Origin of the sequence: Cohnella pontilimi (assembly GCF_005049045.1) — a bacterium.
Classification (GTDB): domain Bacteria; phylum Bacillota; class Bacilli; order Paenibacillales; family Paenibacillaceae; genus Cohnella; species Cohnella pontilimi.
In genome coordinates, this window is sequence record NZ_SUPK01000001.1 from 435,709 (window position 1) to 461,139 (window position 25,431).

Here is a 25,431-nt window from a genome sequence, read left to right on the forward strand (position 1 = left end):
CTGTTACTCCGCAAAGCCGGCTGTCTTCTCCAACTGTTCGCGAAGCAGCTTTCGCTTGAGACGATTCACCCGCCGCTCCAGCCGTTCCCTTTCCTGTCTGCCGGCCGCAGACAGTCGGACGAGTGAAGCCCGGCGGCGAGCAAGCCCAAGCGCGGACTCGGCATAACGCAAAGCAGAGGCGAAGTCTTTGAGCCGGTGCTCATAGTACATGGCGAGTTCCAAATGCGCCTCCAGCCTCGGCAGACGGGAAGCCTCCGCGAGTGATGCGGCCTGCTCCCACATCGGCACGGCCCGGTGCAGACTGCCGAGCCTCTTGTACTTAGCCGCGAGCGCGAGCCGCCAGCCGATTTCACCGCCGCCTTCTCCCTGCTCAGTCGCTTCAGCAAGCAAATCATACAACCGCTCGGCTTCCGACGGTTGTCCGTGCTGCTCCAGCCAGGCGCCTGTGCGAAACCGTTCCTCAGCATCGGTCGGCTCCTCGGCGGCCGTGCCCAAGCCTCCGCCGAGCAGGTGGCCGAAATGAACGGCGAGCGAGGCAAGCGTCAGGACATCTTTTTCATTATGGACATACACGCCGTAAAGATGCTCCGGATTGCCGTCTCCCAAATATCGAACGTACAATTCCGGAGCCAGCGATCCGGGAACGTCCTGTTCGCGGATAATGCCGAGACGCTCCTCTTCCACCGTACTGAGACGACAGGTGGGCAGCGTATATTTCCAAAGCGCGCGTGAGGGGTGGAGCAAATCCAAATGCCCGGGCTCCGCCGAGCTCCTTCTCCAGCCGTTCAGAATAAACCGGTTGACAAGCACAGGCCAGTCGAACGTTCTTCCATTGTACGTGACCAAGTGCGTAACACCGCGGAATTGCTCCTGCAGCCACGTCAGCATTGCCCGCTCCTCGCCGGGATGGCGGATGAGCGTCTGCTCCACCACAAAAGCGTCTTGCCGGTATCTTCCGATCCCGATCATGAACGGCACGTTCCCCGTTCCGACGCCAAGACCTGTCGTCTCCGTGTCGAGAAACAACAGGCCGGACGCCTCGGGAGCCGGAAACTCGTCCGCAGTTTCGGGCACCCATCGCTTCTTTTTATCCGAGCGATTTTGCCGCCAAGCGACCGGCTGCAGATGCGGCGCGCAAAGCCTCAAATCTTCCAACGCATACCGGCCGTGTCGGTACGGATAAGGATACACGATTCTCCGGAGCAAAAACGACCCCGCCTCATTCGTGCACTCTTCCACGCCTAACCTGCGGAATGCGGGATGGAGCTTGGCGGCCTCCTCGGCAGATGTTGGGGATGACGCCGATTCTCTCGCCGACCATTCCGTCGATTCCGCCTCGTCCCGCTTCTCAGCGGCCTGTGCCGCCATCGCGGAAGCCCGGAGCCTCTCCAGCCGTTCCTTAAGTCCGCTCATGACGGAACCCTCAAACCGTCGAGCAGCGACAGCGCCAATTGCTTGCCGAGCAGCCCGACTTCCTCAATCGGTCCGACACAGGCTGGACAACCGCTCTGGCAGCCGCATCCGCGAATGAGCCGTCCAGCTTCCTTCAACAGCTCTCCATGCAGCTCATAAAGGCGTTGGCTGAGCCCGATGCCGCCCGGATACCGGTCGTAAAAATAAATCGTCGGCCGCTTGTGGTGAATGTCCTTCACTTGCGGCACCACGCGGATGTCCAGCGGATCGCACATCAGATGCAGCGGCGCGAGATGGACGAGCACGTTCGCCAGCCCGAGCAGCGCCATCTGCATGTCGTTCGCCGACCGTTTGGCGGTCTCCTCCTCCGAGAAGGAAAACCAGTATCCGCTCGTCTGTAACTCTTCTTCCGGCAAATGAATCGGACCCGACCCGATATTTTCGTGCGTGCGAAGACGTATCTTTTTGAAAATGGTCGGTTTCGCCGTCACCGTCACTTCTCCATACTGGCGAAGCAGCGGACCTTCTTGCGCTTCCTGGTCAATGTGCAGTACCTTCAGCTCGGTCGCCAGATTGGCGTCGGTGAAGTAGTCGACGTTCACCTCGCGCACGTAGGCTTTCTTCTCGGGGTAATCCAGCTTCTCTACCTGGTATTGTACACCTTCATGCAGGTAAATCGCTTCCTCGTGGATCAGCGTGGGAGCACCGAATCGGTCGACTTCACCGATCACTTTATGTCCCGCGGTCATGTCGATGATGATAAAGTTTTCCTGCGCTGCCGATCGAAGCGAGATGTTGTGTGCCGGAAACCCTTGCTCCATCCAGTACCAGCGCGTCCCGACGTGATGCAGCACTTTCTCCTCGGCAAGAAACTCCAGTAAATCGGACAGCTTCTCCTCGCCGAATTTATCGCCGTCCTCGAACGGCAGCTCATAAGCCGCACATTTGACGTGATCCAGCAAAATGAGCAGATTATCCGGATGAATACGGGCCTCTTCGGGGGCGGTGCCGAGAAAATAATTCGGGTTTTGGATCAAATATTGATCCAACGGATTGGAACTGGCCACGAGGAACGTGACCGAGCTGCCGTGCCGGCGTCCTGCGCGCCCCGACTGCTGCCACGTGCTGGCGATCGATCCCGGATAACCGTTCAGCACGCAGGCTTGCAGCTGACCGATGTCGATCCCGAGCTCGAGCGCGTTCGTACTGACGACTCCGCGAATTTCTCCGCTGCGGAGGCCGCGTTCGATCTCACGGCGCAGCTTCGGCAAATACCCGCCCCGGTACCCCCGGATCGACTTCGTGCCCAACTCTTTCTTCACCAGGTCCTGCAGGTAGGTGAGCAATATTTCCACCCGGACCCGGCTGCGCGCAAAAACGATCGTCTGGATGCCGTCCTTCAGCAGCGATCCGGCGAGCTTTTGCGACTCCAGTACGCTGCTGCGGCGGATGCCCAATTGCTTATTGACGACCGGCGGGTTGTAGAAAACGAGATGTTTCTCGCCGGCCGGCGCCCCGTTGTCGTCGTTGAGATCGACGGGTTCGCCGATGAGCCGCTCTGCGTGCTCCTTCGGATTGCGGATCGTTGCGGACGCGCATAAGAACTGCGGGCTGCTCCCGTAAAACTTGCAGATCCGCTTCAATCTGCGAATGACGTTCGCCACGTGACTGCCGAATACGCCCCGGTAAGCGTGCAGCTCATCTATGACGATATAGCGGATATTCTCGAACAACTTTACCCATTTGGTGTGATGCGGCAGAATCGCGGAATGCAGCATGTCCGGGTTCGTCACCACGATATGCCCGGCGTTGCGGATCGCCTGCCGCACAGTGGGCGGCGTATCACCGTCGTATGTATGTGTCTTGATGTCCGCTTCCATCAGATTCGCCAGCTCTTGCAGCTCGGCGACCTGATCTTGGGCTAGCGCTTTGGTCGGGAACAAATACAGCGCCCTGGCACTGTCGTCGTGCAGCAGCGTCTGGAGTACCGGCAGGTTGTAGCATAATGTTTTGCCCGACGCGGTGGGCGTAACCGTCACCACATGCCGTCCTGCGGTTACCGAGCGAAACGCTGCGGCCTGGTGCGTATATAATTCTCGAATCCCTTTGGCAGCAAGGGCTTGAGCAAGTTTGGGATGCACCTCTTCCGGGAGAACCACGGTGCGGGACGGACGAGCCGGCTGCGTATGCCAGTACGTCACGTTCTCCATGATCTCCTTGTTCGTTCGGAGCTGAGAAAGCCACTCCTCCATCGACTCCGTTTTACCCGTCAAACGGTTCAGTTTCGCTCTCTCCTCTCAAGGATTTGTTTTCATTTTACAGAATATATGTTCGCCCATCAATGCCCGAATGGCTCTGTTTTTCGACAAAACGGCAGACACTGACTGCTTAATGCAGCTAATTATCGCTTTCATTCCCCCGAGTCTGACACGAAATGTCGCCTCCTGCGCTTTCCCGGGAAACTTTTTAACGAAATCCGAGCCGCCGTATTCCCATTTGCTGCAAACACTCGACTTAAAGGAATATCAACGTCTTAAAGCTGGACAACCAACCGCCAAACTCACGATAAGATTGTCGCACAGCCTTAAATCCACCAACACTCATTAATCCCATTAATCATTACCGATCTAAAATACCGCTCCGATGTATAAACGCACGCCGCGCATGCCATCCTATGGCTCGGTAATGGAAAAATCAGACACGCAGGAAGGAGAATTCGCCCCATGGCAAAACCAGATGACCGTTCTGATAACGTGGACAAACTTCAAGAAATGGTGGAGGATACGATCGGCAACTTAGAGGAATCGGAAGAGTACCTCAACGAATTCGCCGATCAGCTGCCAGAGCAGGAGCGGCAAGCGATTCGCCAAAACAATGAAAACCGCCGCGCCAGCATCGAAGGCATGCGCGAAGAGATTAAAGACGAGGCCCACGACAAAGGCGTGTGAAAAGGCGAACGGGTTGCTCCCCAAGCGGATGCAACCCGTTTTCCTTATGCCTTCTCGACATTAAAATATTGCGCTTCCGGATGAGCGAACACCATGGCCGAAACGGACGCCTCCGGATCCATCATGAAGCCGTCGGTTAGATGAACCCCAATATCTTCCGGATGCAGGAGCGCAAACAGCGGTCCTTGATCTTCGAGATCCGGGCAGGCCGGGTAGCCGAAAGACACCCGGATTCCTTGATAACGCGCGCCGAACCGCTGCTTCATCGTCATATCGGCCGGGTCCGGGAATCCCCAGTTATCGCGCATAATCTGGTGCACGCGTTCCGCCAGCCCTTCCGCCACTTCCAAAGCGGAAGCGAGCAGCGTATGCGAACGCAAATAATCTCCGCTCTCTTTCCATTTCTCCGCCTGTTCCCGCGCTCCTTGACCCGCGGTCACGACGAGGAAGCCCACCGAATCCATCACGCCGCTGTCCACCGATTTCAAGAAGTCGGCCAAACAAAGGAACGGCTCCACTTGCTGACGCGGGAACGAGAACCGATGAAGCACGCGGCTCGTATCGTTCGGATCGTACACGAGAATATCGTTGCCGTCCGACTGCGCCGGGAAAAAGCGATACATCGCCTGCGGCTTCAACCAGCCGTGTTGTTCCGATTGGCGGATGACGTCGTCGATCGTGGCCTTCAGCTGAACCGTCCGGTCGTCTCCCGCGGCGAGCAGCTCCTCCACGTTGCCCTTCAAACCCAGATGATGCCCCATCAACATTTGCAGATTCACATAGGGCAGCACATGGGAGAGAGGATATTCCCGCAGCACATGACGCTCGTAATCCGGCGGAACAAATAACGGAGCATGCTGAGAAATATTGGACCGACGAGCACGCGACGGAGCAGGCAAATCCTTAGGCGTCTCGCCCTCTTCCGCTAGCTTCATGAGTGCCTCGCGATGCTCCGTCTCGATCACGTTGCGATGCTCCGGATCCGCGAGCTTGTTGGCCAAGTCCAAGCCGTCCATTGCATCCTTCGCATACAGCACTACGCCGTCGTACTCCGGCGCAATCCGCGTTTTCGTGAACTTTCGCGTCAACGCGGCACCGCCTACGAGAACCGGCGCATCAATGCCCGCATTACGCAAATCTTGCGCGGTCAAGACCATCTGCTGGGCGGATTTGACGAGCAATCCCGACAACCCGATCACATCCGGTTTTTCCTTGCGATAAGCTTCAATGAGCTGCTCCGGTGGAACCTTAATACCGAGATTCACGATCTGGTAACCGTTGTTGGACAGAATAATCTCCACCAGGTTTTTGCCGATATCGTGAACGTCGCCTTTGACGGTGGCCAGCATGATTTTGCCTTTTACCGCCGATTCGGCTTTCTCCATATGAGGTTCCAGATGAGCCACGGATGCCTTCATGACTTCCGCGCTTTGAAGCACCTCGGCCACGATCAATTCGTTGTTGTTGAACAAACGCCCGACTTCCGACATGCCCGCCATTAGAGGTCCGTTAATGATTTCCAGCGGCGCATATTTCGTCAGTGCTTCATCCAGATCCGGAAGCAGTCCTTCCTTACTGCCTTCCACCACATACGCGGCAAGCCGTTCTTCGAGCGGCAGATTGGCTGCCTTTTGCTTCTTCTCGACCTTCTTTTCCCGGAATGCCGCCACAAATGCGGCCAGCGTCTCATCATTCGTGCGGTATAGCAAGTCCTCCGCGAGCCGCCGTTCTTCCTCGGGAATCGAAGCATAACGCTCCAGCTTCTCGGTGTTCACGATAGCATAATCGAGTCCGGCTTTCGTGCACTCGTACAGGAACACGGAATTCAACACTTCGCGTCCGGCTTCGGGAAGACCGAATGAAATATTGCTGATTCCCAAAATGGTCTGACACTTCGGCAGCGTCTGCTTGATCAGTCGAATGCCTTCCACCGTTTCTTTGGCCGAGCCGATGTATTGTTCGTCGCCCGTTCCGACAGGAAACACGAGCGGATCGAAAATGAGGTCTTCCGGCTGAAGCCCGTACTTGCCCACGAGCAAGTCATGCGAGCGGATGGCCACTTGAAGCTTATCTTCCCGTGTGATCGCTTGACCGCGTTCATCGATTGTGCCGACGACGACCGCAGCGCCGTATTTTCGAATGATTGGAACGATCTTCTCGAACTTCTCTTCCCCGTCTTCCAGGTTAATGGAGTTGATGATCGACTTCCCCTGAATATACTGCAGCGACATGTCCACCACGTTGTGGTCCGTGCTGTCGATCATGAAGGGAACCTTCACCTTTTTGGTTACAAAAGAGAGAAATTCCCGCATATCCGCCACTTCGTCCCGGTCCGGATCTTGCAGACAAACGTCAATGACATGAGCGCCGTTCTTCACCTGTGCGCGTGCGATCTCCGACGCTTCCTCATATTTTCCTTCGGCGATGAGCCGCTTGAATTTGCGCGAGCCCAGTACGTTGGTGCGTTCACCGACCATATAAGGACGGTTCTCATTCTCGATGTACACCGTTTCGATCCCGGAAACCGCTGGAGGATGCTCCCCTGCTTGCGCGCGGGGAGGCAAATCCTTCATCGCTTCAGCGATCGCCGCGATATGGGCGGGTGTGGTGCCGCAGCAGCCGCCGGCCACGTTAATCCAGCCTTGCTCCGCGAAAGCCCGCAGCTTCTTCGCCAGCGAGTCGGGCGATTCGTGATAATGGCCGTTTTCGTCCGGCAGGCCGGCATTCGGATAACAGCTCACAGCCGTCTTCGCAATACCGGAGAGCGTTCGAATGTGGTCACGCATAAATTCCGGTCCTGTCGCGCAGTTTAGTCCCACGGAGACCGGGTTCAAATGTTCGAGCGAGATGTAAAACGATTCGATGTTTTGACCGGCGAGCGTCGTGCCCATCGGTTCAATCGTTCCGCTGATCATGATCGGAAGCTCGCGTCCCAGCTCTTCAAAAGCCCGACGGACACCGATACTCGCCGCTTTCACGTTCAGCGTATCCTGGCTCGTTTCGATAAGAATGCAGTCTACGCCGCCTTCGATCAACGCGGCAACTTGCTCATAATAACTGCGTATCAGTTCGTCGAATGTGACCCCGCCCGTTACCGATAAAGTTTTGGTGGTCGGGCCAAGCGCACCTGCCGCATATCTCGGTTTGTCGGGAGTCGAGTATTTGTCGCAAGCTTCCCGGGCCAAACGGGCGGCTGCCAAATTGATCTCCCGGGCTTTGTCCGGAATGTCGTATTCGGCCAGTACCACACTTGTCGCGCCGAACGTATTCGTTTCGATAATGTCGGAGCCCGCGCTTAAATAAGCCTCATGAATGCCGCTAATGACGTCTGGCCGCGTCAGTACGAGCATTTCGTTGCAGCCCTCGAGCTCTTCTCCGCCGAAGTCCGCAGCATGCAGATCGGCTTGTTGGATCATCGTGCCCATCGCGCCGTCCAAAACCAATATTTTTTGTTTTAACGCCTCCTGAAGAGGCCGTTTCGTTATGTTTACCGTCATGACGAGGTCTTTTCCCCTGTCTAAATGAAATCGTTTATCCCCTATAGTAACAGAATCGGAACACGCCGAAAAGATACGGTTCTCTGATAGTGACACCGCCCACTCCTTGCTCTATAATTAAATATACAATTTTCTATTGGGAAAGAGGGATTTATCATGGCTGAGATCCGGATTCGCAAAACCGACGAACGCATCGCGGGTGAAGCAAACGTCCGCGCCTTCCTTGAACGTCAAAACGTGCTGTATGAACATTGGGACGCCTCCAAACTTCCGATGGAACTGCGCAATAAATTCTCCCTGACGGACGAGGACAAAAGCAAAATCCTCTCCACATTTGAAACCGAAATCAACGATCTCGCCGGGCGCCGCGGCTACAGGACCTGGGACATCATCGCTCTGTCCGAGTCCACGCCGAATCTGGACGAGCTGCTGAAGAAATTCGAACAAGTCCATACGCATACGGAAGACGAAGTGCGCGCCATTACGGCCGGCCGCGGAATCTTTATCATTAAAGGCGACGACGAAACCGGCTACTTCGATGTTGAGCTCGAAGCGGGCGATGTCATTTCCGTACCGGAAAGCCAGCCTCACTTCTTCACGCTGATGGAAAATCGCCAAATTGTCGCCGTACGGCTCTTCATCGAGCCTGCAGGCTGGGTGGCTCAGCCGTTCGACGATCCCGCATTCGTCTAAATCCGAGTAACCGCACAAAAAACCGACCCCGGCTTCAAGCCGATAGGGTCGGATTTTTCATTTTATATGTGCTTAAGCAGTGCGGGAAGCTCTGTCAAGCTGGCGATTTCGTGCTTCGGCACAATTTCATCGCCGCGTTTTACGTTATTACGATTAATCCAGACGGAAGTCATGCCCACCCGGTTTGCTCCGAGGATATCTGTGGTGAGTTTGTCTCCCACCATCACACCATCCTCAGGCGAAATGCCGAGCTGCTCCATCGCGTGAGCGAACAACCGCTCGGAAGGTTTGCCTTCTCCAAAATGGCCGGAGATCAGGATGAAATCAAAATACGGCGTTAACGCCGGGACACCGTCCAGCTTCTCTTGCTGCAAATCGGGACAGCCGTTTGTTAGCAAAAGAAGCTTATATCGGCCGCGCAGCTCATCCAGCACGGTAAAAGTTTCATCGTACACGTAGGGCAGTTTCCGGCGCTGCGCCGCAAAAGCCTCCGCCAGCCGGGCGCCGAGCTCCGGGCGATCCGCTCCGAGAGCTGCCAGACCTCTCGTCCAGGCATTCCGGCGATATTCCGGGGCGATCTGCTCCAGCTTGCGGAACATCGGATGATCACCTTTGCGAAAATGTCCCCATAACGCTTCGAATGGATTGATGCCGATATTTTTCGTAAACGGATACGTCTCATAGGTCTCGTAAAGCGCCCGCGCTTCCCGGCGAACGGCTTCCTCCAGACGCTCCGGATCGAGGCCGGCTTCTTCCGCTCCCAAGCGGCAAGTGGATTCAAACGCTTCTTTTATGCTTCTCTCATCCCACAGAAGCGTGTCGTCCAGATCGAACAGTACCGCTTTCACCGTCATGCCGCTTCTCCCTCACTTCGTCTTGACTTCCAACTGTACGTGATGGAGTTCCGCGAAAGCTTTCAGCCTCTCGCCCATCCGGTCAACCGGGTACCGGTTGATAACCCGCGAAAATACCCAATTCGCGCCCTTCACCGTTTCAATGACGACATAACCGGGCTGCAGCACAATTTTGCGGATTTCACCGGCATTCAGCCTTTTATACCCCGAAAACCGCCGGGTTTCCAAGGTGTCGCGCGTCACGGACAAATAAGGCCGACGCAAAAAGTAAAATAAAGCAAGCAGCAAATAGCATCCCAATGTCACCCAAAACATGGTCGTGCTTTGCGCCTTGACCTTCCAAGGAGAGAAAGTGACAACATAAAAGGCCATCAGCAACACGAGAAGAATCGGGAAGATGTAATTGCGGCCGAGAAAACGATCACCCTTCTGCGTTTGAGCCGAAAGGGATGTTTTTCCTTCCTTTTTGCGGCGTTTGTTCACTGTTTTCACATTGCGTTCGACTTTCCGTTCCCAAGAGCGGGACATGACGTTCCTCCTGTTCGCGAGCCGGCTTTCCGCCGGCAGGCCGTAAATCTGCTGAATGATCTATATCTTAATGAAGCTTCCTCGGCTTCTCGTCCGTAAATTCGATGCTGTCGAGCTGACGGCGGAAGTTGCCTTTGAACACTTCAAGATATTGTTTGCGCAATTTATCGCGTTCGGCGAGCTCCGTCTCGCTGAGGCCAACGGTTTTGCTTTTGCGCGACAACTCGTTGATCCGTGCTATCAATTTATCCATGTGGAACCCTCCTTTCAAACATCCCTTCTACTTTGACATTGGAGAGCTGGCGTTGTCAAGGAAACGGCATGCAAAAAAGACCGGGAATTCCCGGTCTTTCAGAGGTTATGTAGGTGGGTTATGGCAAAATACTGTCCGGTACGATCAAAACTTGTCCGCTTGTCAAAGCAACGGATTTCAGACCGTTCCGCTTTTGGAGTTCATAAACGGCTTCCCGCGTGTCCATCGAAGCCTTCTTAACAGAAGCGGCCAGCGTCCATAGTGTATCTCCGGCATCTACGGAGATGATCCGTTCGGTCACCGAAGCCGGCTGAACATGTTGTTGGGAAGCGAACGTTCGCATGAATGTAAATCCGGTAAACAACAGTACAAATGCCAATGCGAAGAATATCATTCTTGCCATCCGCCAACGATTGCCCGATGATGCTGCAGTATCGGATTTCGCTTTAAATGAAGCACCGGTACGGACGGAAGCCGCCGGAGACGTATTGGAACCTAACACCCAAGATTGAACCATGTGATCCACCCCAAACGTTTGTTCTGGTATTATCGTAACACGAACATGTGTTTCTGTAAATATATTTTTTGGAACATCTGTTCGGAGAACGAATGTTTGTGCGAACTCGAGTTCTGTGTTATAATTTGTAATCATGTATCGTACATAGGGAGGGCGCTCAAGTGTCCAAGATGTCCAATCGCCAGAATGCGATCTTGGAATTTATCAAGAACGAAGTTCGGGAGAAGGGTTATCCCCCTTCCGTCCGCGAGATCGGCGAAGCCGTAGGTCTGGCTTCAAGCTCAACGGTTCACGGCCATCTCGACCGGTTGGAGAAGAAGGGCTTGATCCGCAGAGATCCTACCAAACCGCGCGCCATCGAGATTTTGGGCGACGATGAGATTCCATTGGCCTTCACCTCTTCTGTCCGCCAGGTTCCCCTGGTCGGCAAAGTCACGGCCGGTGTGCCGATTACCGCAACCGAGAACATCGAAGAATACTTCCCTCTACCTATTCATATGGTAGGGGACCAGCCCGTATTCATGCTTTCGGTAATGGGCGAAAGTATGATAGAAGCCGGCATCCACGACGGAGACTATGTAATCGTCCGTCAGCAGCCTACCGCCAACAACGGCGACATCGTCGTCGCCATGACGGAAGAGAATGAAGCGACGGTGAAGACGTTCTACAAGGAATCCGATCACATCCGCCTTCAGCCGGAGAACTCCTCCATGCAGCCGCTCCGTCTGAAGCACGTCAGCATTCTCGGCAAGGTCATCGGCTTGATCCGCTCGTTTATGTAAGTCTTACAAAACTCCCAACCGGATTGCCGGTTGGGAGTTTTGTATTGCATATCTGCATAGCAGCTCTCAGCTGTTTATTTCATCTAGTCACGAAAAAAGACCCCATCCGTGGCCGGATGAGGTCTGTCTGTTTTCGAATTAATACATGGTGATGTATTGGTCGCGTTCCCATTGGTGAACTTGGGTGCGGTACATGTCCCACTCGATTGCTTTAAGCTCGTAGAAGTGGGTCAACGCGTGTTCGCCAAGCGCTTCGCTGATCACTTCGTCGGCGAGCAGCTCTTGGAGCGACTCGTCCAGATCGCCCGGAAGGCTCGGAATGCCCGCTTCCTTCAACTCTTCGTCGCTCATCACATAGATGTTGCGGTCGACAGGCTCAGGAAGCGGCAGCTTGTTCTTGATGCCGTCCAATCCGGCTTTCAGCATGACGGCCAGCGCCAAGTAAGGGTTGGCTGCCGGGTCCGGATTCCGCACTTCGATGCGGGTGCTCAGGCCGCGCGATGCTGGGATGCGGATCATCGGGCTGCGGTTGCTCGCCGACCAGGCCACATAAGATGGAGCCTCATAACCCGGAACAAGACGCTTGTAGGAATTGACCGTCGGGTTGGTGATCGCCGCAAACCCGCGGGCGTGCTTCAGAATGCCGGCCATGTATTGACGGGCTACCGTGCTGAGTCCAAGCTTATCGTTCGGATCATAGAAAGCATTTTCGCTTCCGCGGAACAACGATTGGTGTGCGTGCATACCGGAACCGTTCACACCGAACAGCGGTTTTGGCATAAAGGTGGCATGAAGACCGTGTTGACGCGCGATCGTTTTGACGACGAGCTTGAACGTTTGGATCTGGTCGGCCGCTTTAACCGCCTTCGCGTACTTGAAGTCGATTTCATGCTGCCCCGGTGCCACCTCGTGGTGAGACGCTTCGATTTCGAAGCCCATTTCTTCCAGGGTGAGCACGATGTCGCGGCGGCAGTTCTCGCCAAGGTCGGTGGGCGCAAGGTCGAAATAACCGCCCTGATCGTTGAGCTCCATCGTCGGAAGCCCTTTTTCGTCGGTTTTAAACAAGAAAAACTCCGGCTCCGGACCCACGTTCATCGTCGAGAAGCCCAACTCTCCCGCTTCTTTCAGCACACGCTTCAGAATGCCGCGGGGATCGCCGGCAAACGGCGTGCCGTCCGGCATATAGACGTCGCAAATCAAACGTGCGACTTTGTCTTCCGAAACCCACGGGAATACGACCCATGTATCGAGGTCCGGATACAAGTACATGTCGGACTCTTCAATGCGCACATAGCCTTCGATCGAGGAACCGTCAAACATCATTTTGTTGTCGAGCGCTTTCTCCAATTGGCTGAACGGAATCTCGACATTTTTGATCGTACCGAGCAAATCCGTAAACTGCAGACGGATGAAACGAACATTTTGTTCTTTCGCAATGCGCATAATATCTTCGCGTGTGTAACCCATGACAGCCTCCTCGGTTTAGCCCCTATCGGCCTATTTCGTTTTGAAAAATCGCGACAGCTCTCCTTGGATGAGAGACACTTGGCCCGGACGTTTAGCGGTGATCAGCTGCTGCTTGAGAATGCGGTGAAGCTGCGAATCCGTCAGCTCCTTCCGCTTAACCTCGGATTGTTCATTGATGATCGTGACGTCCTCCGAGCTTTGGCCGATCGGATTCATGACCTGTTTGATGCCTGCGATATTGACGCCTTTCTCGATCAACGCCTTGATTTCGAGCAGCCGCTCCACGTCGTTGAAAGAGAACAGCCTCTGGTTACCCGCCGTACGAGCCGGTTGAATTAATTCATGCTGCTCATAATAGCGGATTTGGCGAGCCGTCAAATCGGTCAGCTTCATCACGATTCCGATCGGGAACAGCGCCATGTTCCTCCGTATTTCATCGCCAGCCATGTCATATCAACCTTCCATAGGAACGAGTATGAATGCCATTCCATTGTATCGAGTGGCCGAAAACATGTCAAGGCATGTCAAGTTAGGTGACGCGTAAATAGCCTTTTGACTCTAAATCCTCGATGGCCTGCCGTACGGCGAGCTTTACATGGGCATAGGTTAATCCGCCTTGCATATACGCGATGTAAGGTTCGCGGATTGGCGCATCGGCGGACAGCTCCAAGCTGCCGCCTTGTATGAAAGTGCCTGCCGCCATTATTACGGGATGTTCATACCCCGGCATATCCCAAGGCTCCGGCACGACATGCGCATCCACGGCCGCCGCTTTCTGGACTGCCTGAACGAAAGTAATGAGCGGATCGGCGGATGGAAACCGAATGGCCTGGATCAGATCCGTCCGCGGATCATCCCAGCGGGGATGCGTCTCGAAGCCGAGATCTTCGAAAACGGCGGCCGCAAAAATGCTTCCTTTCACCGCTTGTCCGACCAGTAGTGGAGCGAGGAACAGCCCTTGATAAATCGAGCGGGTCGTTCCCAGCATCGCCCCTACTTCTCCGCCGATCCCGGGAGCCGTGATCCGGTAGGCAGCCAGCTCAACCAAATCCGAACGTCCGGCAATATAGCCTCCGCTGGATGCGAGACCGCCTCCGGGATTTTTAATGAGCGAGCCCGCGATTAAATCCGCGCCGACCTCTGGTGGTTCTTGCGCTTCCGTAAATTCGCCGTAACAGTTATCGACGAATACGATGCCGTCCGGCTTCAACCGCTTGATCCGGCGCACCATCTCGGCGATCTGCTCCACCGTGAACGAAGGCCGCCAGTCATAACCGCGCGACCGCTGGATCGCGAATACACGCGTTTTATCCGTCACGGCTGCCGCCACACCGTCCCAGTCCACAGAACCGTCCGGCCGCAGCGCGACTTCTTTGCACCGAATTCCCCAATCGGACAGGGAGCCTGTGCCGTCCCCCGGTTGCCCGATCACCTTATGAAGTGTGTCATAAGGACTGCCGGTCACGAAAAGAAGTTCGTCCCCCGGACGCAAGCAGCCGAATAACGCCGCCGATATCGTATGCGTCCCCGAGACCAGATGCGGTCTAACGATGGCCGCCTCGGCACCGAACACGTCGGCGTATACAAAGTCCAGCACTTCCCGGCCCCGGTCATTGTATCCGTATCCGGTCGAGCCCGCAAAATGGAAGTCGCTCACTTTATGTTTTTGGAAGGCTCGAATCACTTTTTCCTGGTTGCGTTCCACGATTTCGTCAACAATCCGGAGTCTGCCGCTGATCCGTTCTTCGGCTTCGCGGGACAAGGTTAGCCAACGCTGCATCATTTCTTGCTGATTCAATTGCTGATATCCTCCATCCGATACGGCTCCAACGGCCGTCCCCACTTTTCCATATCCGCCGGATTCAGCCGGACGGTCAGCAGCAGCCAATCTTCATCCGTGTCCTGCCCGGTTACTTCGCCGACCCGATAAGCCAACGATGCGAGATCCCCCCGAGACGCAGGAATCCGCAGCCGGGCGATTTCGCCAAGCAGCTTATCCTCGATCTTCTCCCGCAAACGCGCCAAATCGTTCGGATTGAGCGCGCTGATGCGAATCGAATCCGAACCGCCGGCCAGCAGAGAGAGCGATGCCGCCGAGCATTGGTCGATTTTGTTCCAGACGAGCAGCGTCGGCTTCCCGGCCGCGCCCAGTTCGCCGAGCACCTGATCGACGACCGACTTCTGCCGTTCTCTCATGGGAGAAGATGCATCGATAACATGCAGGAGCAGATCCGCTTCGTTCGCTTCTTCGAGCGTGGCCCGGAATGCGGCGACCAGGTCGTGCGGCAAATTTTGAATGAAGCCGACCGTATCGGTCAGCACCACTTCTTTGCCGCTGGGCAGCCGAAGCGCGCGGGACGTCGGATCCAGCGTAGCGAACAGCTTGTCCTCCGCCAATACGTCCGCTTGGGTCAACTGCCTAAGCAGCGTCGATTTGCCGGCATTGGTATAGCCGACAATCGCAACTTGAATGGCGCCGGTTTTTTTGCGTCGTTCGCGATGCAGTGCGCGGTGCTGCGTCACCGCCTCCAACTGGCGTTTCAGCTCGCTGATGCGGTTGCGGATGTGGCGCCTGTCGGTTTCCAGCTTCGTTTCACCTGGACCCCGCGTACCGATGCCGCCGCCGAGCCGCGAAAGATTTTTCCCGTGTCCCGACAATCTCGGGAGCAAGTAGGTGAGCTGTGCCAGCTCCACCTGGAGAATCCCTTCTCTCGTCTTGGCCCGTCCGGCGAAAATATCGAGAATGAGCTGAGTACGGTCAATAATTTTCATGTCCAGCTCTTCTTCCAGATTCCTCACTTGCGCCCCGGAGAGCTCCTGGTCGAAAATCGCCGTCCCCGCGCCGGTTTGTTCCGCCAAAGCTTTCAGTTCCTGCGTCTTGCCTTTGCCGATAAAATATTTGCTGTCCGGCACTTCCCGCTGCTGCATCAGCGTATCGGCGACTTCGACTCCCGCCGTCTCCGCCAGCGCGACCAATTCTTGCAGCGAAAGGTCCGGATCGATGCCGGACCGTTTCACCTCGTCCGTCACGAGACTGACCAGAACCGCTCTTTCCCGTTCGCCGGCTCCCGTTTCATATCCATTTTGTCTCAACCGTCATCCCCCTAACTCTACCCCAAATGTGATGTATGCAAATTATACACCCCGAACATCCTCCGGACGCAGGGACATGAGTTCCTGCCGTCCCGGTGAGCCGGATGGATAAGCCGTCAATAGGCGCACCGCTTGATTGCGGATCGCCCTCTCCAGCACATTGCGGACAAACCGCGCGTTGCTGAAATGATAAATCGTTTCCGTTTTTTCCTGAAGCAGCAGCTCTCTTAATTTAAACAAAGTCGGGGGCAGCAGCGTATAATCCCGTTCCTTCGTCATTCCTTCCGCGATTTGAATCAGCTGGTCGACCGTGTAATCCGGGAATTCCATCTGGATCGGGAATCGGGAAGGCAGCCCGGGATTGGTCAGCAAAAAGGTTTCGATCTCCAGCGTGTAGCCGGCCAAAATGAGCACGAATTGATTTTTGTGATCCTCCATCGCCTTCACGAGCGTGTCGATCGCTTCCTTGCCGAAGTCCTTTTCTCCACCGCGCGCCAGGCTGTACGCCTCGTCCACGAACAGAACGCCGCCCAGCGCCTTTTTCACCAAATCGCGCGTCTTTTGCGCCGTATGGCCGATGTATTCGCCGACAAGGTCAGCCCGTTCCACTTCGACGAGATGCCCTTTCGCGAGCAGTCCCATCCCCTGAAATAGATTGGCGAGCAGCCGGGCAACCGTCGTTTTGCCGGTGCCTGGATTTCCTTTGAATATCATATGGTACACGTGCGCCTGCGCCAATAGCCCCGCTTCGCTTCTCATTTGGGCGATCTGCAGGAGCGCGTATATCTCATACACCAGTTCCTTGACATTTTCTAGGCCGACCATGCGGTCCAGCTCTTTTTGCCAATCGGCCCACGGACCGGTTGGAGGCAGCGCCCTCATATTCGCGCTATCCGCAGCCGGAACAGGCGCTGTAACGCCTGCCGTTTCGGATTGGCGCAGCACGATGTTGATTTGCCGGGACGGCCGCATGGACGCAGCCGATTCCCGCACGCTTTCTTTCCCCGCCCTCGCGTTCATCGCGATTCACCTCAAGTAGCCGTAGTCGGCGAGCGTGACGAAGGAAGCCCCGCATCACACCGCCATACCAATGTATTCCGGCACTCGAAAGCCTAGTCATCCAAGTAAAAACGACTTCGCTTATGAATGCTGAACGGCCAAAGAAAGACGAAGCTTGTCCGCCTTCCATTTTGTAAACGCGAGAATCTCACGTGCTTCGTGGTAGGCCATATTCATGACCTTAGAATCAGTGACACTGACCTGCACGGGAGCATAACCGAGCAGCTTGGCGATATCGGCAGCTCTTGCGCCGTGATAGCGATGGGTCACGATGACCGCTGTCCGCCATCCTTGCTCGCCCATTATCTGCTGTGCGTTGCGCAAATTTTCGTAGGTGCTGTAAGATTTCGGATCTAGAGCGATCGCGTCAGGGGAAACCCCGTTCTTTATTAAGTAATCGCGCATCCCTTCGGCCTCCGAGAGCTTGGCTCCCTTTTTATCAAAGCCGCCGGTCACGATGAAATGGTCAAACACTCCGTTCCTGTATAAGGCAAGCGCATGATCGAGCCGCTCCCGGAGGCCCGGACTGGGTTCATCGTTCCGCAAGGAAGCCCCGAGCACAATGCCGGCATCGGCCCGTATCTGATTTGCGTCTGCGGGGACGCCATCAAATGATACAATTTTGTAATACAACAATCCGCACCAAATCGCGAGCAAAATGAACAGCCCTGCTGCAAATCGCAGCAAGATCCGAAGCCGTCGGGGACGAGCGCGTCCGGAAGACCGGACCCCCGTCTTCGCATTCACGATGTCGTTCATCCGGGCATTCCCTTCTCCCAACCCAGCTTTTCCAGCAGTGCTTTACGGTGATGAATGCTCATGTCGAAGTATGGGAATTGTCGGTTTTGAATCAACTCCAACAATCCGGAAGCCGTTCGCTGCGCCAAATCCGAATCTTTTACCGTGATCAGGCCGTCATCCAGCGCTTCTTCCAGTTCGTCCTCGTCAAGCAGCAGCGTTTCCCCCGTCGGCAGCACCACGATATCCAAATACAAATCGTCGAACCAAGGCACTTGTTGATCGGTGAGTCCCTGCGTTTTGCAAATGTCGATGTACCACTGCACCACATGGCCTTGAGGATCGAACATGGTCGTCACGACAAAATGCTCGCCTTTCGGAAAGTGCTGCATCCATAAATAGCCTTTATCCGCCAAACACATCCGGCGTCCGTTGTACTCTTTCCACAAAGGATCCCGAAGCTCGTGAATGCGGTATAACGTGACGAATCCGCGGAAATCGGGCTCATCCGTCGGAAAACAGGCGTAGCTTTTTTTTAAAATCCGGCGCCAATTGGCTCTGTCGGAAAATTTTCGTTTCATGCGCATGGCGTTCCTTTCCGTCCGGTTTCATAGCGAACATATGCCGGGGGGAGTCTCAACATTGTATCCAAAGCTTACCACAAGTTGACGGCTCCCACCAGTAAAGCCGTCCTGACCTTGGCCGCGGCCGGCGGTGGGAGCAAAGAAAAAACCGGCCTCCACAGGAGGCCGGTCGGAACGTAAGTCAGCCGCCCGACGTCAGCGATGCCGACGGGCTGGCGCTTGGGCTCGCACTTGCCGTTACATCCGTGCTTGGACTGGCGCTCGGGCTCGGTGACGGACTTTCAACCGGCGGATGCACTTTTTGGCTGGGTGACGGCGACGGACTCGGCGACGGTGACGGCGACGGGCTTGGCGACGGGCTCGGAGAAGGCGAGTCCGAAGGCGAAGGACTTGCTGGAGGCTGGCCGCCGTTATCTCCTCCGCCATTGCCGTTTCCGCCGTTATCTCCGCCGTTGTCGCCATCTCCCGGCTGCTGTCCGGGATCGTTCGGAGAAGGCTGATCGGACGGTAACGGTGAAATGTCCATGCCGCTCGTAATTTGAACGGAAACTTGATTGGACGGTGTGCTCTCTACCTTGGTATTCGCATCGTAAGCCGTCACATAATAGGTGTACGTCTGATCCGGCAAAATCGCGAAATCGTCGAACACGGGATCCGCCGTTTCCGCAACCTGTGCGAAGCTCGCGTCCGCAGCCGCTTTCCGATATACCTTGTAGCTGATGTTGCCGCTATTGTCCCCGACAGGGTTCCATGCCAGATGTACAGCAACATTTTCCGGCGAATATACCCCCGTCAACCCCGTCACGGCATCGGCAGGCTTTTGATCGACGACTCCTTCCGGTTTCGGGAACGAAAGCTTCTTTTTCCCTTCCAGCGCCTTGGACATGACGGTCGAAAACATCGTTGCGGCTTGACCGCTGCTCTGTCTCACCAGGTGGTTCTTGTCGACCTTGTCATAGCCCATCCAGACGGCTGCGGTCCATTCCGGCGTATAGCCGACGAACCATACGTCCCGGTTGGCGCTTGAATTCAAACCCTTGATGCCGTGCTGCGTGGTGCCCGTCTTACCGGCTACGATGCGCCCCGGTATTTTGGCGCGGACGCCGGTGCCTCCAGGCTCCACGACGCCTTGAAGCAGCTGTGTCACATAATAGGCCGTTTCCGGAGAAATCGCTTTTTTCTGTTTCGGTTCCTTGAATTCATATACCTTATTTCCCCGCAAATCCGTAATGGACAAAATACTATGCGGGTCTTGCAGCGTCCCGCCGTTGGCGAAGGTGCCGTACGCACGCGCCATTTGCAGCGGCGAAACCCCGCGGCTCAGACCTCCGAGCGCAATCGCCAGGTTGCGGTCTTCTTTGCCCAGGTCAATGCCGAGCTTGTTCGCGAAAGAAATCCCTTTGCTTACGCCGATTTCGTTCAAAAGCCAGACGGCCGACTGGTTGCGCGATTCTTTGATCGCCTGTTCCATGCTGACCGGACCGATATATTTCACTCTGTTGGAGTCGGCCGGACAATATTTTCCGTTGTCGTAACAGATTTTGTCGTCACGCAGCGTCGACCAAGGGAAGTATTTGCCCGTTTCAATGGCCGGACCGTAGCTCGCAATCGGCTTGAACGACGACCCCGGCTGCCGTGTTTTGGTGACGCGGTTCCAGCCCTTCGTCGCATAATCCCGTCCGCCGACCATGGCGATCAGGGAACCGTCGTGCTGGTCCATGATGACCATCGAGCCTTGAATTTGCACGTCATCCTTGCTTTTTTCGAACAGCGCGTCGTTGTTGAACGCGTCTTCCATAATCTTCTGGGTTTTGGTGTCAATGGCGGCTTTGACCGTGAACCCGCCGCTGAGCAGCTCTTCTTCGCTGAATCCCGTCAAATCTTTCGCTTCATTCACCACATAATCAATGTAGGTCAAGTATTGCTGGTTTTGTTTCGGCACAACCTTCGGATCGTACTCGACCTGTTTCGCCTCTTCCGCTTCCTGAGCCGTAATCAAGCCCTGATCCTGCATTAAGCTCAACACGACCGCGCGCCGTTCCTTCGATTTCTCCGGATTTTGGACCGGATTGTAGGTGCTCGGCGCTTTCGGCATGCCGGCAAGCGTCGCGATTTCCCAAAGCTTTAACTGCTGTTTCGGATCCTTGCTCGTAATGTCCTTGTTGAAATAGTATTTGGCGGCCGTTTTGATTCCATATTGGCCTTTGCCGAAATATATCCGGTTCAAATACAGCTCCAAAATTTCATCCTTGCTCTTATGCCGCTCGAGCGCCAGTGCGATGGACGCTTCGGTGCCTTTACGGAACAGCGTTTTGTCCGCGTTCAGGAACAGGTTTCGCGCCACCTGTTGGGTGATGGTGCTTGCGCCTTCCGCCGTACTGCGGGAAATGACGTCTTTCACAATCGCACGCCCGATCCCGAGCAGGTCGACGCCGCTGTGTTCGTAGAAGCGTTTGTCTTCCGTCGCCACAAAAGCTTTTTTGACCAAATCCGGGATTTGGTTGATCGGCACAAATTCACGGTTGCCGCCGGAAACTTTCAGCTTTGCAATCTCTTTATCGTTGCGATCCGTAACTACGGTGGCATTGTCCAAGTTCAATTTATCAATATTTTTCGCCAGAACGCGTTCCCCGTTCAAAATGACGAGCAAATACGCGACAACCGCGCACACGACACCCAGCAAAGCCACGAAGAAGAGCCAAATCAGCCCTCTTCTCTTGCTTCTTTTGCGGGGCGCCTTGGTCGGACGCTGCTGCGGCTGACGGGCAGCCGCCGGCCGGACGTTGTTCGGTTGCTCTTTCAAATCGTTCTCCCCCTTTAATCCTGTAACTCTCTCTCTGTTAGCGAGCATATCCCATCAAAATGAAAATACCCTTAAAAATGCAGAACAACCCGTTCTCAGGGTTGCTCCGGTCCGCTATTATTCCGTTAGACGATTGGCATGGGGAAAAGGTTCCGTATGTCCGATTCCGCCTCTGCCTCCTTCAGGCGTCGGCGCCGTTGTCCTGCTGCATGAGCGACACGTTGCGCTGCGGCATGAAGGTGCTGATCGCATGTTTGTACACCATCTGCTGCCGGCCTTCGCTGTCGATCACGATGGTGAAGTTGTCAAAGGCGCGAACCACGCCGCGGATTTGAAATCCGTTGGTCAAGTACACGGTGACCGGAATGCTGTCTTTGCGAAGTTGATTCAGAAACGTATCCTGGATGTTAATGGACTTGTTCATTAGCCAAAAACCCCCGTCGCCAAAAGTTAAGGAGCATGAAGCAGTTTTTCTCAAGGAATATATTCAAGACCTAAAGAAAACTTTCCTGCTATTATAGCACAAATCGAACGGAAATGATCGGCGTTATTTTCCGCGTCGTCCATGTCGATCCAAACCAGGTCTTTCATATGCCGAAACCACGACAGCTGCCGCTTGGCAAAATGACGGGTATCCCGCTTCAGCCATTCGACGGCGGTATCGTAATCGGTTTCTCCGCGCAGGCAGGCGGCAACCTCCTTGTAACCGAGTCCTTGCATGGATACGGCGCTGCGAGGCACACCGGACTCCAGCAGCTGCCGCACTTCTTCCACCAGCCCGTCCGCCAGCATGGCGTCGACCCGTCGGTTGATTCGCCGGTACAGCTCCGCTCGGTCCATCGTGAGGCCCAGCAGACATAACCGGTAAGGCGAAGCTTTATCGTCTCCGCGCGACTGCGCCTGCGTTTCGGACAACGTTTTCCCCGTCGTCTCCCATACTTCCAGCGCGCGGATCACCCGCCGGATATCGTTCGGATGCAGCCGATCCGCCGTTGCCGGATCCACTACAGCCAGCCGCGCGTGAAGCAATTCGGCCCCGTGCTCCTCTGCATAAGCGGCCATTCGTTCCCGAAACGCTTCATCGCCGGTATCTCCCTGAAAGTTATACCCATAACAGACCGACTCGACATACAAGCCGGTTCCTCCCACGATGAAAGGCATTTTGCCGCGCGAATGGATTTCCTGAATCTTTTCCGTGCACAGCTGCTGAAACATAGAGGCGGAAAATGGCTCGTCCGGCTCCAAAATATCGATCAAATGATGCGGTATGCCCTCTCTTTCCGAGAGCGGCAATTTGGCCGTTCCGATATCCATTCGGCGGTACACCTGCATGGAATCGCCGCTGATGATTTCGCAATCGAAAGCGCGTGCAAGCTGCAGGCTGAGCGCGGTTTTGCCGACCGCCGTCGGCCCGACCAGCACGAGAAGAGGCGGCCGGTTGTCGTCAAGGATGTGGTTCAATCCGGATCACCCCGTATGCGACCGTTGACGAGGACAGACGTGCCGGGGAGAACCCCAGCCGTTCGAATTCGCCGCTGCCGCTTGAATTTTTCAGCACGACCGCTTTCCGTGCCACGCGCACGGCTTCGCAGACGGCTTCCTCCGTTAACGATTCATGGCGGGCATGGCTGCGGAGCGGGCGTAAAGAAGAAGACGCCGATACCGCCCGTTCGAACATCGGATCGAAATAGATGATATCCATGCTGCGATCCGGCATGGCGCAAAGCGTTTCATAATGATCGGCAAGCTTCAGCTCGATCCGGCGGCAAGCGGCGTCTGCCTCCGCCAACCCCGTGTCGGCCTCGCGCAGCCCTTCTCTCACCACCGTATAAAGCAGCGGCGACGCTTCCAGCGCGGTCACCTGTCCCTCGGAACCTACCGCGTAGCTGAATACGATCGCGTCCGATCCCAATCCGGCTGTGCAATCGAGAATCATGTCGCCCTTTGCCGCACCGGACACGGACAACATGTTGTCCGAACCGCCCTTCACCAGCCGTTTCAGCCGGACAAGCGCCATACTCGGATGGAAAAACAACGGAGACCCGTCCTCCGACACATAACGCAAGCCGGCTGCGGACACGACGAGCACGCCTTCTCCCGGCCCGTATTTACGTTCCAGACCGCGAAGCGTATTTTGACGACGCGGCACAAACCGGACCCCGAGTTCCCCGGCCAGCTGCACCGCCTTATCGACCAGCTCCGCGGCCGGCCGTTCCGCTGTCGTGACGATCACTACATCACCCGCTTGAACATTTTTTCCAGCTCATAGGTGCTGAAGCTGACCACGATCGGCCTTCCGTGTGGGCAGGTGTAGGGCTGGCGGCACTGTCCCAGCCGGGCCAGCAGCCGTTCGCCGGCTTCACGGGTCTGCGCCTGATTCGCTTTAATGGAAGCTTTGCAGGAGCATAAGATCGCCGCTTTTTCGCGGAGCGCATGAAGATCGATTTTCCTCTCCGTCAGCACCCAATCGGCGATTTCTCGGACGATATCCGCTTCGTCTCCTTGCGGGAACCAATGAGGCACCGCCCTCACGATAAAGGTATTGCCACCGAATTCCTCCAAATATACACCCGCGCTTTCGAACATCGGCAGCCGTTCGCGAAGCACCGCATATTCGTCTGGAGCAAATGCCAGCGTAACCGGGAGCAGCAGCTCTTGACTTGCTTCTTCCGGCCGTCCGAATTTATCGTAGTAAAATTCGTAGTTAATGCGTTCATGCGCCGCATGCTGGTCAATTAAGTACAATCCGGTCTCGTTTTGCGCCACGATATACGTCCCATGTAATTGACCGATCCAGTGAAGGTCCGGAAACTCCTTTGGTTCCGCCTGCTTGTCCTCCGGCGGTGCGGCGAATGCCGCCTGCCATACGGAATCCGGCACCTTCTCCGGGGTCGCGGATCGTCCAAAATCGGGCTTCGCTCCCGTGCCTGCGAACGCACTCGGTCGCCCCGAAGCGGACGCGGCCTGCGGATTTCCACTCGGCGTACGGACTGAAGGAGACGGATACGCGATCCTCGTCTCGGCGATGGTCTCGCGTGGAGTCGTCGATTCGGAGACAGCAGCCGCTTCGGCAGTCGACGCGGTTTCCGCTGCCGCACCGGTTACGGCCTCCATGGGATTGGACACCGGAACCTGAAAGCGAATTTGATCTTGAACGTAAGAAGGCTGCTTCGCCGTGCGAACCGCGGTTGCGGACGGAATATAAGCCCTTCCGCCCAGCGCTTCCTTTACTGTCTGTTCGATGAAGGTGCGCAGCTCGTTTTCTTTGCTGAAACGCACTTCCAGCTTCGCAGGATGCACGTTCACGTCGACCAATGTCGGGTGCATGCGGAGATGAAGGACGGACAACGGGAACCGGTGAAGCGGCAGCAGCGTGTGATAAGCCTGGAGCAGCGGCTGAACGACCGCCTGGCTCCGCACGTATCTTCCGTTCACCAGCACCGTGACGGCATTGCGGTTCGCCCGCGTCTCGACCGGTAGCGCCGTGACGCCGGTTAACGAATAGTCCAGATGCTCCGCTTTCACCTCGAGCATCGCTTTGGCCGCAGCCGTCCCGTAAATGCCGGCTACAACTTGCTTCAAATCGCCCGTCCCGGCCGTGCGCAGCAGCACGCTGCCGTTATGTCGGAACGTAAAAGCGATGTCAGGCCGCGAGAGCGCTTGCCGGTACACGACATCGGACAAATGTCCGAGCTCGGTCTGGATCGTTTTCATATATTTCAAGCGAGCCGGCGTGTTATAAAACAAATCTCGCACGGTCATTTCCGTTCCTTGCGGTGCATTGGTTTCCCCTTCGCCCTTGACGACGCCACCCTCGATCTCCAAGAAGCGTGCCAAGCCGCTGCCGTCGAGAGCGCTCACGCATCGGATTTTCGCCACGGCGGCAATACTGGGCAGCGCTTCGCCCCGGAAACCGAGCGTCGCGATTTGAAACAAATCTTTGGCAGTCGAAATTTTGCTCGTGGCATGGCGTTGAAAGGCCGTCATCAAATCGTCGGCCGCCATGCCCAAGCCGTCATCGGCCACGCGAAGCAGCGTGAGACCGCCTTCTTCCGCGGAAATGTCAATCCGCGTGCTTCCGGCATCCACCGCATTTTCGATCAATTCCTTCAACACCGATGCCGGCCGCTCCACCACTTCGCCGGCGGCAATTTGGTTGGCCAAATGTTCGTCGAGCGGACGAATGATGCCCATGCGTTCTC

At 55.8% G+C, this 25,431-nt stretch carries 22 protein-coding genes; 3 read left to right on the top strand and 19 right to left on the bottom strand.

What is annotated here, in order from left to right:
- Window positions 1-3 precede the first annotated feature (3 nt).
- Both E5161_RS02215 and E5161_RS02220 read right to left on the bottom strand, forming a co-directional pair.
- Window positions 4-1,413, bottom strand: coding sequence for a ribonuclease H-like domain-containing protein (locus E5161_RS02215; protein WP_136775980.1), 1,410 nt, complete (start codon window positions 1,411-1,413; stop codon window positions 4-6).
- On the bottom strand, window positions 1,410-3,695 hold the full coding sequence (locus tag E5161_RS02220) for a DEAD/DEAH box helicase (RefSeq protein WP_136775982.1): 2,286 nt from the start codon (window positions 3,693-3,695) through the stop codon (window positions 1,410-1,412). The genes E5161_RS02215 and E5161_RS02220 overlap by 4 nt, the downstream gene beginning before the upstream one ends.
- 441 nt (window positions 3,696-4,136) lie before the next feature.
- On the opposite strand from E5161_RS02220, the gene tlp reads away from it, so the two are divergent.
- Window positions 4,137-4,361 carry a small acid-soluble spore protein Tlp gene (tlp, locus tag E5161_RS02225; protein WP_136775983.1) on the top strand — a complete coding sequence of 75 codons (225 nt, stop codon included), beginning with the start codon at window positions 4,137-4,139 and terminating at the stop codon, window positions 4,359-4,361.
- A gap of 44 nt (window positions 4,362-4,405) precedes the next feature.
- On the opposite strand, the gene metH is transcribed toward tlp, so the two are convergent.
- A complete protein-coding gene (gene metH, locus E5161_RS02230) occupies window positions 4,406-7,846 on the bottom strand; it encodes a methionine synthase (RefSeq protein WP_136776399.1) in 3,441 nt (1,146 codons plus the stop codon).
- Window positions 7,847-8,014: 168 nt separating this feature from the next.
- Between metH and E5161_RS02235 the strand changes: the two genes are divergently transcribed.
- The gene (locus E5161_RS02235; protein ID WP_136775985.1) at window positions 8,015-8,551 is read left to right on the top strand and encodes a 1,2-dihydroxy-3-keto-5-methylthiopentene dioxygenase; all 537 of its coding nucleotides are present in this window, start codon (window positions 8,015-8,017) and stop codon (window positions 8,549-8,551) included.
- Between the two features lie 62 nt (window positions 8,552-8,613).
- Here E5161_RS02235 and E5161_RS02240 read toward each other — a convergent pair whose 3' ends face one another.
- From E5161_RS02240 to E5161_RS02255, 4 genes are all read right to left on the bottom strand, one after another.
- A complete protein-coding gene (locus E5161_RS02240) occupies window positions 8,614-9,405 on the bottom strand; it encodes an HAD family hydrolase (RefSeq protein WP_136775987.1) in 792 nt (263 codons plus the stop codon).
- A gap of 12 nt (window positions 9,406-9,417) precedes the next feature.
- Window positions 9,418-9,933, bottom strand: a complete 516-nt coding sequence (locus tag E5161_RS02245) for a hypothetical protein (RefSeq protein WP_136775989.1) — start codon at window positions 9,931-9,933, stop codon at window positions 9,418-9,420.
- Between the two features lie 67 nt (window positions 9,934-10,000).
- On the bottom strand, window positions 10,001-10,186 hold the full coding sequence (locus tag E5161_RS02250) for a DUF896 domain-containing protein (RefSeq protein ID WP_136775991.1): 186 nt from the start codon (window positions 10,184-10,186) through the stop codon (window positions 10,001-10,003).
- Window positions 10,187-10,304: 118 nt separating this feature from the next.
- Window positions 10,305-10,703 carry a LysM peptidoglycan-binding domain-containing protein gene (locus tag E5161_RS02255; protein ID WP_169306552.1) on the bottom strand — a complete coding sequence of 133 codons (399 nt, stop codon included), beginning with the start codon at window positions 10,701-10,703 and terminating at the stop codon, window positions 10,305-10,307.
- 161 nt (window positions 10,704-10,864) lie between these two features.
- On the opposite strand from E5161_RS02255, the gene lexA reads away from it, so the two are divergent.
- Window positions 10,865-11,485, top strand: coding sequence for a transcriptional repressor LexA (lexA, locus tag E5161_RS02260; protein ID WP_136775994.1), 621 nt, complete (start codon window positions 10,865-10,867; stop codon window positions 11,483-11,485).
- A 138-nt stretch (window positions 11,486-11,623) separates the two neighbouring features.
- Here the strand turns inward: lexA and glnA are convergent, their stop codons facing one another.
- From glnA to mutL, 12 genes are all read right to left on the bottom strand, one after another.
- Window positions 11,624-12,952, bottom strand: coding sequence for a type I glutamate--ammonia ligase (glnA, locus tag E5161_RS02265; protein ID WP_136775996.1), 1,329 nt, complete (start codon window positions 12,950-12,952; stop codon window positions 11,624-11,626).
- Between the two features lie 30 nt (window positions 12,953-12,982).
- Window positions 12,983-13,399 (bottom strand): MerR family transcriptional regulator, encoded by a 417-nt coding sequence (locus E5161_RS02270; protein WP_136775998.1) that lies wholly within the window; start codon window positions 13,397-13,399, stop codon window positions 12,983-12,985.
- Window positions 13,400-13,481: 82 nt separating this feature from the next.
- Window positions 13,482-14,735 carry a methionine gamma-lyase family protein gene (locus E5161_RS02275; RefSeq protein WP_136776400.1) on the bottom strand — a complete coding sequence of 418 codons (1,254 nt, stop codon included), beginning with the start codon at window positions 14,733-14,735 and terminating at the stop codon, window positions 13,482-13,484.
- An 11-nt stretch (window positions 14,736-14,746) separates the two neighbouring features.
- Window positions 14,747-16,045 carry a GTPase HflX gene (hflX, locus tag E5161_RS02280; protein WP_136776000.1) on the bottom strand — a complete coding sequence of 433 codons (1,299 nt, stop codon included), beginning with the start codon at window positions 16,043-16,045 and terminating at the stop codon, window positions 14,747-14,749.
- Window positions 16,046-16,087: 42 nt separating this feature from the next.
- The gene (locus E5161_RS02285; protein ID WP_136776001.1) at window positions 16,088-17,065 is read right to left on the bottom strand and encodes an AAA family ATPase; all 978 of its coding nucleotides are present in this window, start codon (window positions 17,063-17,065) and stop codon (window positions 16,088-16,090) included.
- Between the two features lie 120 nt (window positions 17,066-17,185).
- Complete coding sequence (locus tag E5161_RS02290; protein WP_136776003.1) at window positions 17,186-17,863, bottom strand: SanA/YdcF family protein; 678 nt, start codon at window positions 17,861-17,863, stop codon at window positions 17,186-17,188.
- Window positions 17,860-18,423, bottom strand: a complete 564-nt coding sequence (locus E5161_RS02295) for a ribonuclease FAU-1 family protein (RefSeq protein ID WP_136776005.1) — start codon at window positions 18,421-18,423, stop codon at window positions 17,860-17,862. Before E5161_RS02295 ends, E5161_RS02290 begins: the two co-directional genes overlap by 4 nt.
- 184 nt (window positions 18,424-18,607) lie before the next feature.
- Entirely contained in the window at window positions 18,608-21,229 is a 2,622-nt protein-coding gene (locus tag E5161_RS02300; RefSeq protein WP_246042066.1) for a transglycosylase domain-containing protein, read from the bottom strand.
- A 181-nt stretch (window positions 21,230-21,410) separates the two neighbouring features.
- Window positions 21,411-21,653 (bottom strand): RNA chaperone Hfq, encoded by a 243-nt coding sequence (hfq, locus tag E5161_RS02305; RefSeq protein ID WP_136776008.1) that lies wholly within the window; start codon window positions 21,651-21,653, stop codon window positions 21,411-21,413.
- 50 nt (window positions 21,654-21,703) lie between these two features.
- On the bottom strand, window positions 21,704-22,681 hold the full coding sequence (miaA, locus tag E5161_RS02310) for a tRNA (adenosine(37)-N6)-dimethylallyltransferase MiaA (protein ID WP_211246683.1): 978 nt from the start codon (window positions 22,679-22,681) through the stop codon (window positions 21,704-21,706).
- On the bottom strand, window positions 22,674-23,462 hold the full coding sequence (locus E5161_RS02315) for a class I SAM-dependent methyltransferase (RefSeq protein WP_136776010.1): 789 nt from the start codon (window positions 23,460-23,462) through the stop codon (window positions 22,674-22,676). Before E5161_RS02315 ends, miaA begins: the two co-directional genes overlap by 8 nt.
- Window positions 23,462-25,423, bottom strand: a complete 1,962-nt coding sequence (gene mutL, locus E5161_RS02320; RefSeq protein WP_136776012.1) for a DNA mismatch repair endonuclease MutL — start codon at window positions 25,421-25,423, stop codon at window positions 23,462-23,464. Before mutL ends, E5161_RS02315 begins: the two co-directional genes overlap by 1 nt.
- Window positions 25,424-25,431: the final 8 nt, after the last annotated feature.